The sequence below is a fragment of the Salibacter sp. genome (assembly GCF_031581065.1).
In the GTDB taxonomy this organism is placed as follows: domain Bacteria; phylum Bacteroidota; class Bacteroidia; order Flavobacteriales_G; family Salibacteraceae; genus Salibacter.
The window spans coordinates 1-11595 of record NZ_JAVLBN010000058.1; the positions used below are offsets into that span (position 1 = coordinate 1).

10 protein-coding genes are annotated in these 11595 nt (G+C 40.9%); 3 read left to right on the plus strand and 7 right to left on the minus strand.

The features are described from left to right. Window positions 1-691: hypothetical protein (locus tag RI557_RS10520; protein WP_310683671.1), on the plus strand; the 691-nt coding region annotated here is incomplete at its 5' end. Here the strand turns inward: RI557_RS10520 and RI557_RS10525 are convergent. The 5 genes from RI557_RS10525 to RI557_RS10545 form a co-directional block, all read right to left on the minus strand. Further along, the gene (locus RI557_RS10525) at window positions 688-1893 is read right to left on the minus strand and encodes an acyloxyacyl hydrolase (RefSeq protein ID WP_310683677.1); all 1206 of its coding nucleotides are present in this window, start codon (window positions 1891-1893) and stop codon (window positions 688-690) included. The two genes, RI557_RS10520 and RI557_RS10525, sit on opposite strands and share 4 nt — an antisense overlap. Continuing rightward, window positions 1880-3211, minus strand: a complete 1332-nt coding sequence (locus RI557_RS10530) for a YhjD/YihY/BrkB family envelope integrity protein (RefSeq protein ID WP_310683679.1) — start codon at window positions 3209-3211, stop codon at window positions 1880-1882. The genes RI557_RS10525 and RI557_RS10530 overlap by 14 nt, the downstream gene beginning before the upstream one ends. A 64-nt stretch (window positions 3212-3275) precedes the next feature. Continuing rightward, a complete protein-coding gene (locus tag RI557_RS10535; protein ID WP_310683681.1) occupies window positions 3276-3872 on the minus strand; it encodes an LON peptidase substrate-binding domain-containing protein in 597 nt (198 codons plus the stop codon). Beyond that, the gene (locus RI557_RS10540; RefSeq protein WP_310683683.1) at window positions 3853-4278 is read right to left on the minus strand and encodes a hypothetical protein; all 426 of its coding nucleotides are present in this window, start codon (window positions 4276-4278) and stop codon (window positions 3853-3855) included. Before RI557_RS10540 ends, RI557_RS10535 begins: the two co-directional genes overlap by 20 nt. Beyond that, on the minus strand, window positions 4263-4541 hold the full coding sequence (locus tag RI557_RS10545; protein WP_310668786.1) for a hypothetical protein: 279 nt from the start codon (window positions 4539-4541) through the stop codon (window positions 4263-4265). Before RI557_RS10545 ends, RI557_RS10540 begins: the two co-directional genes overlap by 16 nt. Before the next feature lie 189 nt (window positions 4542-4730). On the opposite strand from RI557_RS10545, the gene RI557_RS10550 reads away from it, so the two are divergent. Then, window positions 4731-7259, plus strand: a complete 2529-nt coding sequence (locus RI557_RS10550; RefSeq protein ID WP_310683685.1) for a tetratricopeptide repeat protein — start codon at window positions 4731-4733, stop codon at window positions 7257-7259. Here the strand turns inward: RI557_RS10550 and RI557_RS10555 are convergent. Next, window positions 7256-8410, minus strand: a complete 1155-nt coding sequence (locus RI557_RS10555; RefSeq protein ID WP_310683687.1) for a THUMP domain-containing protein — start codon at window positions 8408-8410, stop codon at window positions 7256-7258. The two genes, RI557_RS10550 and RI557_RS10555, sit on opposite strands and share 4 nt — an antisense overlap. Before the next feature lie 8 nt (window positions 8411-8418). Next, window positions 8419-8937: a DUF2892 domain-containing protein gene (locus RI557_RS10560; protein WP_310668790.1), complete on the minus strand. Its 519-nt coding sequence runs from the start codon at window positions 8935-8937 to the stop codon at window positions 8419-8421. Between the two features lie 133 nt (window positions 8938-9070). Here RI557_RS10560 and RI557_RS10565 point away from each other — a divergent pair, with 133 nt between their 5' ends. Further along, the gene (locus tag RI557_RS10565; RefSeq protein ID WP_310683689.1) at window positions 9071-11116 is read left to right on the plus strand and encodes a M13 family metallopeptidase; all 2046 of its coding nucleotides are present in this window, start codon (window positions 9071-9073) and stop codon (window positions 11114-11116) included. Window positions 11117-11595: the final 479 nt, after the last annotated feature.

An 11595-nucleotide genomic window follows, 5' to 3' on the forward strand; every position in this document is an offset into this window, starting at 1 on the left:
GATTTCCAGAAACGGAGATGGTTTTTATCTGGGTCTCGAAACATCTGACTTATTGATTGTTGACGGAAATCTAAACGTTACGCCACATTACACTGAGGAGAAATACTGGATCAACCAGCAACACAAGCAGCCGCTGAGAGAAGCAGTTGTGGCTGATAGTCTGCATATTTTCGTTGGAGGCGGTGATTTGCGGTTTGGCGTGATTCGAAAAGGATTGGATGACGGCCAATTCCTTCAGTCAGAATACATGAATGATTTACGTGGTATCGCGCACAATGATAGGTGGATGTATGTCGTTGGAAACGGAATCATTTTGAGATCGGGAGATAATGGCGAAACGTGGGAGCGGAGGGAGTCAACTCCTGCCTTTTACACTTCCATGATTTTTGATGAATCTGGCAGATTTGGCTATATGTGTACGTTTAACGGTGACCTTTATTCGAGCGATGATTATGGACAATCGTGGGATCTTTCTGCAAGAGCACAAAAGTTTTTCAAGGATGGTTACTTCCTGGAAAGAATGGCTTACACAGATCTAGCTGTAGGCAATAACGGTTCTATTGCTCGTTGGAATGATGATGAATGGCAATTTGAAATGCTCGATGTGAAAGATGATTTTTATGATGCCGCTAAATTTGGGAACCGAACGTTTTTTGGCGGTAATGGAAGACTTATTATTACAGCGAATTAATCTTTCTTCCCAAAATTCACGCCCACACACAATTCAAGGAAATCGGCCTGTACAACCATGCTTTTCACCTCAAGTCCGGCATAGAGATTCCAGTTTGGTGCACCGTAAGGGTTTTTAAAATAGTAGTGAACTCCGTATCGCCCTGAGACACGCTTTTTCAATCGGTCCATGAATTCGTTCTCAGTCAAAAAATCCAGCCAGTAAGCCAATCCCGGATTGTGGAAGTTATAACCCGCCTGCAAATACACAGCCCAATGTCCATAAGCCACTTCATATCCGGCAAAAGCCATTCCCAGCGTGCTATTTTCAAAGTTTGCTTCGGGAGTATCAGTATCGTCAACAATTTCATATAGCGCCCTGTGTCCGCGGTTGTAGTGTCCTTCCAAACCAATTCGCAATCGCCCGATATCAGAAACTTTCCGCTGTGCGTAGAGCTGAGTCGTGTAAACCGCGTAGAGCGGTCCGTTTGTTGGCGAAATCGTTTCGCCCAGTTCGTAAAAACCATGTCCCAGGCGAAAACCGTATTGCCATTTGTCAAAAAGATTGTCGAGTTTACGGTCAGAGCCCTCCACAGCCGTCTTTTTACTAAACCGATAGCGTACGCCTAATTGCCAACTCGGGATGTTAGCTCCAACGTTTGGCAGGGCTGTGTGACCATTAGAAGAATGATGAAAGGCAGCTCCGGCAAAGGCGTTAAGCTCGTCAGAAAAAGAGTAGTGGAGTCTCATGTAAGCAGATAACCAAAAAGCTACACGTGAGCCCATGACAATGTTTTCTTCATTTTCGAGGTAGTCATAAGGATTGGTAAAAACGGCTCCTCCCATGCTCAAGCCCGGTTCCCAGGTAAGCAACCGATTGATTTTTTGCGGAAACAGCATCGTGTATTGCCCGGTAAAGGCGTGTCCCAGCACTTCTTTATTACCTAAATCAAAAAAACCGAATGTGAATCCGCGGAGTGGATTTCCAAATTTGCTCCTGTACGATGTAGAGTCATTGGTTTCGCTCAGCCAGCTCAAATTAATGGCGTTCACAACATTCGATTCTGGCGAGCCGGGATAAATATCGATCAACGAACCACCGTTGAAAGACTGCTGGAAGTAATGAGTCCGCTCAAGGTTCTGACCGAAAGAAAAAGCACTTAAAACAAAACTTACGGTAACAGTTAGTAAGGTTTTGATTATTATTTCTTTACGAGTTGACATTTATGTTTTTGATAAGCACATTTTCATTTGAATGCTCCATGTGTGACTGGAGTGTTTCAAAATGATTATCGATCTCCTCAAACACTTTTTTGTCTTTAACCGGAAATCCTGAAGCACCGAGTTCTTCTATTGCTGTGCTGAGATCAGTGAGTTTGAGATTGTGGATATCACGCTTTGGAAGATAGGCGCGTGTTTTATCATCTTTTGTGGGTGTTTCAGCAATGAAATCTGCTCTTCTCAATTTTGACAGGATTTGACGAACCATGCGTACTGGAATTCCCAGTTCATTAGCGAGTTCTTCTTCAGTGACGGGTTTTTCGCCAAGCATAAAGCGGTGAATGATTTTATGCATCACTAAAACAGTGATTTTCTTGGTAAACTCTATGCTAACTTCACCCATTTCGTTTTCGTGTTCATACTGCTCAACGTTCTCGTTCGCGAAAGCCAGTTCGGCTCCGACCATAACAATGAGCCAACTCGTTTGAAGCCAGATAAGAAATAGCGGTAAAGCTGCAAAACTACCGTAGATAGCGTTGTAACGCGAAACACCTACCTGTAAAGTGATATATGCCCACTCGAACAGCTGGAAACATGTACCAGCAATTACGGCCGCAATTAGCGCTGACTTAATGCTGACTCTCGTATTCGGCATTACGGTATAAAGGAGAACGAATGCTAACCAAATGAGTATATAGGGTGATAGTTTAAATAGAAAGTGCACGAGCGGACCAAAAAAACCGATGATTTCAAATTGTTCAGCAAGTGTTTCAAACTGAGATTTGATGTAAACCGTGGCACTGCTCGATAATAAAATGAGGACAGGCGACAGAATCATTATCGTGAGGTAATCAGTGAATTTGCGTGACCACGACCGTCCGCTTGAAACTTCCCACACATCGTTGAAAGCATCTTCAATACTGATGAGTAGTCGCATGACACTCCAAATCAAAACAACAACACCAATACCGGCTATGAGTCCGCCCTGTGTGTTTTCGAGCATGCTTTCAGCAAAATCGACTACTTTTAGCCATACTTCGCGGTTGTTGGAAGCATTTTCCAGGACCATATCGTGGAGTCTGTCCTGAAATCCAAACCCTTTAGCAATACCAAAGACCATGGCGATAACCGGGACTATTGAAAGCAGAGTGTAAAAGGTGAGAGCAGATGCCTTTTCCTGGATTCGGTTTTCTAGAAAACCTTTTCCGGCAACAAATAATATGCGCCCTTGCCTAAAGAGAAAAGCCTGCCATTTGTTCATTTTGGTCAGATCCTTTTCCCACAATTTGATGAGAAAAAAGTGCTTCAACTTGTCGAACATACCTGCGAAGATACAATTGATTTGGATTTATGGGGATCTGAACAATTGAACTCTGGCTAAGCGTTTAATTGAGGTAGAATTTTTGTTTGAGTGCTTCTTCCTGATTGAACAGAGCGTTAACTATATTCAGATGATTCTGGAGTATATTTTGTTGTATATCAGGACTTGAAGTTGAAATAAGTTTGTACTTCTCAATCATTGTAAGGTCGCACTTATTAGCCAGCTCATAAACGCTCATGTTTTTACTAAAAGAATAGCTTGGATCGTGTTTTAATTGCTTTACTGAATACTCAAAATAGGCATTTAAAAGAGAGTCTCTGATCATACCTGGCTCAGTCTTAATCGGTTCTACCTGAGCATTATCGTATAAACATTCAGGATCATCAGTCTTATCCAGTATTTTAAAAATATCTTCACCAACAATTTCAATGTCAAATCTGCCATCGTGATAAGACTTGGTAACTTCTTTGACCCTGACCAGTGATCCGTATTCTCTGTTCATCTTTTGAGGCATGAGAATACCAAAAGGTTTTTCTTCATCGATTGCATCTCTAACCAATGCCTTGTAGCGTTCCTCAAAAACATGAAGAGTTGTTGACTCACCGGGTAAAACAACCATAGGCAAATAAAATAGACCGATATCATTGATCTTTTTTGTCATATATTTCTAAACGTCTTAAAGTCTTATTTGTTGACGGTTTGACTTGTCTTCTATCAATTGCAAAGTAATACCAAATACTTCCTGAAGCATAACAGGCAATGTCAAAATAATCGGCTACGTACCGGGGATTCTGAGTTGGGAGGAACCACTCAAAAACCAGGCTTACAGCAATAAAAGTAATAAGGATGTTTGTACTGCCCAATGCATAACTTTCATCTCTGTAAACGATATATTTCATAGGGATAAGAGCGAGATGTAAAATGATTGGAAGAGCAACTAGGTCGTTGAGATAGCTACTCACAAATGAGCTATTCAAAAAATCAAATATCCCAATTTGATTCGCAGCAAAAATCAAATAAGGTATGAGCATGTAACCGTGTTGTTTAAAGATTAACCTACTGCCCATGATGTAACCCAAATTAAAAAGCTCACAATAGCGTAAAACACGAGCTGACCAACCTGAACGAGCTTCTTGAAAAACTTCACAACAGCACTGTCTGAGTCGTGAATTTTAATCAGTTGTGGCTTGAGAGGATCTGGGACCTTTGATCTTTTAAGTGTTTCACTCTTATCCTTAGCTCTCAATACTTTTCCACAAACTTCGCAGGTTTCCTTATTCGCATCAACCCACGAGCCGCAATGTTCACATTTAATTTGATGGTCGCTCATTCAATTTATTTGTGGCAAAATTACAAGTCGTTTTGTTTAACTAATAAACAATTCATCATTTTGTTCAATTACTTGGTCAGAGCCGCATTAACATTGAATATCTCACTATTTACAGCTAATCAGGTATTCAGTATTTATCATAATTAGGCTACCTTCGTAACAGTCATTCAGCCCCCATAAATGATGAAAATGAATCGCATTGTTACAATTCTGTTCTTTTGTTTGATCAATTCCCTTGTAGCTGTCTGCCAGGTAAGTACAGATGAGCTGAGCGAAAAAAAAGAAGCGTATCGGCTAAGTAAGCTCGAAGATGACACCAGCAACCAAATTGAAGCTCTTCACGATATTGCAGTTTACTTAAAACGTGTTGGGGAACTCGATAGTGCGATCATTTACCTCAAAAAAGAACTGGAACTCACCAAATTAAAAGGCGATACTTACAATTTAATCAGGAGTTTAAATGCGTTGGGGATTGTTGAGAAACAGCGCGGAAACTTTCTCGCAGCTGAGGAGTACTACAACAAAGCTTTGTTGTCTGTTGGTAAGGAGGGAGATAGCCTTTTATTCGCACGAGTTTATAACAATTTAGGTCTTGTCCAAACGCTCGAGGGAAAGTATGACAATGCATTATCGAATTTTATTCAGTCTATTCGTATATGGAAACAACTAAAAGACTCTGCATCATTAGTTGTAGCTCACAACAATTTGGCTCTTTTGTACATAGAGATCAAAGATTTCAAAAGTGCAATCGATCAGCTCAAAAAGGCACAAAAAGCCAGTAAGAGTTACGGATCTGACTATAAAATGAGCATCATTGATCACAACCTTGGAATCAGCTATTTGGGATTGGATTATATCGATAAAGCTATTGCTCATCTCGATAGGGCGAAACAGACCAGAATCGAGTACAAAGACCCCGTTGGCATGGCAACGATCGATATGAGCTTTGGAAAACTGTGGCTGAAAGAGAAGGAGTACCGTAGGGCGCTAAAAGCACTAACTCAAGCACAGAATATCTTTCTTTCAAAAAACTCACAAAAATTTTTAGACGAACTCTACTTTCACAAAGCACAAGCTTTCGTAAAGCTCAGTAAGCTCGACTCTGCAGCTCGATATTATGACTTGAGTATCCGGCAATCTGAGAAAAGTCTCGGATCCAGGTTTTTGGTAGATAGCTATCGTGAAATGGCTGAGCTGAAAAAAGAACAGGGCGATTTGGCTCAGGCCAATTATTACCTCTCTAAACTCTTTAAAGTACAGGATTCACTCAATGAGATCGAAGTACAGAAAAAGGTATCAGAACTGGAGTATCAGTACAACAATCAAATTCAAACAAACGAAATACAGAATCTCGAAAAAATAAACCTACTCAACGAGCGACTCAAAAACCGTAACTTTTGGTTTTTCCTCATAACATCAATTTTGCTCATTGTAGCATTAGTATTTGCTGTTTCGCTGTATTTTGAAAGGCGTTCTAAAAAGCGCGTAGCTGATAAACTTACCAAAACGAACAATTCATTAGCCCGATCGAATTCGGCTCTGAAAAAAGCGAATATAAAAGCTGAAGAAGCGCTTCAGGTTAAACGTGACTTTGTTGCGGCTGTAAGCCATGAAATAAGAACACCTATGACCTCTGTTATTGGTATGACAGAGCTATTGACTGACACGCCTCTCAATGATGAGCAAAGTAAATATCTCAAAATCGTCAAAAATAGTAGCTCAAGTTTGTTAGTGTTGCTCAACGACATATTAGATTTTTCTAAGATTGAAGCTAAACAGATAAAGCTTCATTACGAAGAAATACAACTGAAGCCTTTATTAAAGGAAATTGAAATCCTCTTAGATAAAGACCGCAATGCAAATGTTGAGTTCGAGTTGATTTACGATGAAAATATTCCGCAACTGGTCTATATCGACCAAAACAGACTCAGGCAGGTACTGGTAAACCTGTTGCACAACGCTTTTAAGTTTACTCATGATGGAAAAGTACAACTCATTGTAAAAACCGGTAAAAAGGAAAAAACGTTAAATGGCTACCTGTATGATATTCATTTTGAAGTTAAAGATACAGGTATTGGCATTTCAGAAGAAAAGCTCAAATGGATTTTTGAATCCTTCCACCAGGCAGATTCATCTATTTCAAAAAATTATGGCGGTGTAGGCCTTGGTTTATCCATCTCAAAAGGACTTGTCAGTTTGATGGGAAGTGATCTCAAAGTTGAGAGTAGAGAAGGAGAAGGAACGAGCTTTAGCTTCAAAATTAACGCTAAAGGGAAACAAAAGGAACCTGAAACCAAAGAGTCTATCAACATTGAAAATGCCTCTGAACTCGGAAAGAGCTACCCTTTGAAAATCCTGGTTGTCGATGACAACAAAGTAAATCGTGAAATGCTCGATATTCAGCTGCGCAAAATGAGTTATGAACCATTAATCGCAAAAAATGGAGAAGAAGCAATCGAGATGGCTGTAACCCAAAAGCCAGATTTGATCTTCATGGACATCATGATACCGGGAATCGATGGAATAGAGGCAACACGCAAAATAAGGAAAGAACTCAAGGATGAATGTCCGGTTATTATTGCGCTATCAGCTGATATGTCAAGCGCGCATGCAGAAAACTCCATGATGCACACATTTGACGACTATATGAGTAAGCCCTTTTTTACACAGGGAATTCTGGAAGCGATCAAAAAGTGGTACGAAAAAATGAACAGCTAAGACTTGTTTTTCTTAGATCCAGCATACATTTCGTAAAGATGGAGTTTGCATTCAATTGATCCGTTGAACATAGGCACTTTTTTAAACGGTCGTAAACCAAAGTGTTTGAGTCCCTTCATCGATCCGGAAAAAATTGCAGCCTTAAACCCTTTGAATTCCTGTTTTAATAAATCCCCAATTGCCTTGTGTAACTCCACCGCATCATCTTCATCAATTCGTTTGCCGTATGGCGGGTTTGCCACAAAAAGACCTGTTTCTCCTTTTGGCCTGCAATCTTCAAAGTGATTGCGTGTGACTCTCAGCAAATCCGGTTCTAGGCCTAATTTAATCCAGTGCTCACGAGTAGTGTCAACTGCTTCCTGGTCACTGTCAGAACCGTAAAAGCGAGCCTCGATTTCTTTTTCCTGATCTCTCAGATCCTCCAAAACGGAGTACCACAATTCGCGGTCAAAGTTCATCCAGTTTTTCAAACAAAAATCCTTGCGATTCACATTTGGAGCAGTGTTTGAAGCGATGAGTGCCGCTTCAGTCAGGAATGTACCCGTTCCACAAAACGGATCGTAAATATCGACCGATCCGTCATAACCGGCCAATTTCAGAATTCCGGCTGCTAGCGCTTCATTGAGCGGAGCGCGCAAGCTTCGCGTTCTGTAGTTTCGTTGGTTGAGTGGATCACCGCTGCTATCGAGGGCAATATCTACTTTGTCCTGTCTGATGAGCAAATGAACACGAACATCAGGACTTATTTTGTCAATGCTGGGGCGTTTTCCAAACTCATTTCTAAACCGATCGGCAATGGCGTCTTTTACTTTGAGTGCAGGAAACTGAGTGTTGCGCATCAAATCTGAAAAGATCACACCATCAATGATGAATGTTTTATCGACATCGAAGTAGCGTTGCCATTGAATTTCGTAAGCGCCTTCGTAAAGATCGTCCTGGTTCTGAATAGTAAATGAGCTAATCGTAACCAAAACTCTCAGAGCCGTATTACAGGCTAAATTGCAGCGGTAAACTGTTTCCAGATCTCCTTCACAGGCAACAGCCCTGTTGAGAATTTCGATATTTTCTCCGCCAAAGGCTTTAATTTCCTCAGCCAGCACCGTTTCCAGTCCCTGGTGAGTTTTTACAACAATTGATAGTTTATTTTTCAAATCTCAGATTATATGCGGTTCAATTGCTGCTTGAGCATTTTAATTTGGTCGGCAATCATGTTCTTGTCGTCATCTTTCTTAGCCTGGTTCAACCAGTTGAGTGCTTCGCGTTTTCTTCTTCTGCTCGCTGCAATTCCGGCTAAATTCAACTTCACCATAGCGCGATCGTGCTTCATGCGCAGGCCAAGAGACAACGCTCTTTTTAAGATTGAATCGGCTTTGCCCATCTTTCCGGTTTGGCTCATGATCATGCCTTGTAGGTAATAGTAGTAAGCCTGCTGTGTTTTGATCATCACTTCAGGCTTTTTGATTTTGCTCAACCACTTTTCAGCTTTTGCGTAATTCTGTTTCCTGAGGGCGAGAAAAGCCAACAGGATAAACTCGTTGAGCCAAACGGTTGCCAGCACCAGTGCACTCAACAGAACAAAGAAAATCCCATTTCCTATTTCGCCTTCGATAAACTGGTAAACCGAAAAACCTAAAATGACCGCTGTTATAGCGATGCGTAATATGTAAGATGCAAACATGTCGTATTATCTATAAATTGGGCTGCAAATTTAGAATTCTCCGCTGTATTTACGGGTAAAAAGCTCCATTCATCACAAAATGATTGAGCATTTCAATAAAATAAGCTTTATTTGAATCAAAATTTTCAAGAATATGAACAACAAACTTATGCTGTTGGCCGGAGTAAGTGCTTTGACATTTGCTTCCTGTAATCAGCAAAAAGAAGAAAAAGCTGTAGAGAAGGAATACGAAGCTTTTGCTACATCAGCACTGGACACTACAGTACATGCCTGTGAAGACTTTTTTCAATACACAGCAGGCGGATTTATAGAAAACAATCCTATTCCCGATTCAGAAAGCAGGTGGGGACGTTTCAATATTTTGATTGAGGACAACAACAAACGACTGAGGGAAATCCTCATGACGTTCACCGATAAAACTGATTTGAAAAAAGGATCTGACCAACAGCTTGTGGGGGATTTGTTTCATACAGGTATTGATACTGGTGCAATCGATAAGCGCGGAATCAAAGATATTGAGCCGCTTTTGAAGGCAGTTGATAACATTCAGAACCAAAAGGAATATTTCACAAAAGCAGGAGAAATGAAACTCCTCGGGTTTGGTAATCCGTTTTCAGCTTATGTGAGTCCGGATAAGAAGAACGTGAACATGAATGTGCTCTACGCTTCGCAAAGCGGGCTCTCACTTCCTGATAGAGACTACTATCTCAAAGACGACTCGGCATCAAAATCGATCAGAACCAAGTTTAAAAGCTACGTAGCCGATATGTTGGCTATGACTGGCTCTGACCGTGAAAAAGCAAAAGAAATGGCAAACCGCATTTACTCGGTTGAGGAGTCGATTGCCAAAAATCAAATGAGTCGTGTAGATCAACGAAATCCGAAATTGACTTACAATAAAATGGCTGTTTCTGAATTCATGGAAATGACGCCAAACATCGGGTGGGAGCAGTATTTTAATACGCTTGGTATTGAGACTGATACGGTTATCGTGAACAATCCCGGTTACATGAAATCGCTCGATAGCATGTACACAGCAACTGATCTTGCCGATTGGAAATTGCTGATGCACTGGAAGGTTGTGAACGGATCGGCAAATTATCTCACATCAGAACTCGAGCAGCGCAAGTTTGATTTTTACGGTACCACGATCAACGGTAAAAAGGAGATGAAGCCTCGCTGGAGACGTGTGATGAACCGCATGGGCGGACTCGATGAGCAACTGGGGCATCTTTTTGTTGATGAACATTTCTCTGCAGATTCAAAAGCGCAGGTTGAAGGAATGGTTGAAGATTTGCGAGCCGCATTCAGAGAACGCATCAACGGCTTAACATGGATGACGCCTGAAACAAAGAAAAAGGCGCTCGAAAAGCTGGACGCCTTTACTTACAAAATCGGTTATCCTGATAAGTGGAAAGATTACAGCGATCTCGATATTTCGAGAGAGTCATTCGCGCAAAACATGTTGACGCTCAGCGAATACAAAACCCGTGAAAACCTCGACAAACTCAACAAACCGGTTGACAAAAGCGAGTGGTACATGGGAGCTCATGTTGTGAACGCGTATTACAATCCGTACAACAATGAAATTGTTTTCCCGGCTGGTATTTTACAGCCACCTTTCTTCAATCCTGATGCTGATCCGGCAATTAACTACGGTGGAATAGGAGGCGTGATCGGACATGAATTTACGCATGGTTTTGATGACAAAGGAAGCCTCTACGGTGCTGACGGGAACCTCAATGACTGGTGGACGGAGACTGATCGTCAACGCTTTGATTCGCTCGTGAATAAAGTGGTTGAGCAGTACAGTTCTTACGAGCCACTCGAAGGACTGAACATCAACGGAAAACTCACAGTAGGAGAGAACATCGCAGATTTTGGCGGAATTACGCTGGCTTATCACGCTTACAAAAAGTCGATTGAAGGTCAGCCCGAACCAAAACCAATTGACGGATTCTCTGATGATCAGCGCGTATTCCTCGGTTGGGCACAGGTTTGGCAAATGAACTCGACTAAAGAGTACATCCGCAACCGCGTAATGACAGATCCGCACTCACCGGCACGTTACCGCGTGAACGGACCACTGAGTAACATGGTTGAGTTTGAAAAGGCATTTGCCTGCAACTCACACGAATCATTTGTTAGATCAGATAGTGCAAAGATTGTTATTTGGTAAAACCTCACTTACAGTGTGAAATTAATTGAAGGTCGGCTCATGAAAGCCGGCCTTTTTTATTGGTCAGAGCCGGAAGCACTGTTACTGCTCGAACTGAGCTTGCGAGTTTAATGAACTAAACCCTTTCGTATTGTTCTGTTTAATTTCATACTTTTAGGAAGTACATTTGATTAGATCTTGTTAATTATTAAAGTCACGCGATAGAATCGTGCGGTAGCCGGGGAAAAGTAAAACATATAGAAGTAATACTGAAATTATGTTTAAATATATATTATTATTGATTTTTAGTAGCATAACTATGTCAGTATGTGCTCAAAATGATATGACTATTTCAGATAATAGGAATATTGATTTAGATCAAAAAAGTCTTGATATATTTTTTGATTCAGTGTATACAACTGATTCTGTTTTTAAAAATATATGTATTCCAATTCAGGAAGACTCGATAAAAATAGAAAATTCTTTTAATTATAATGATG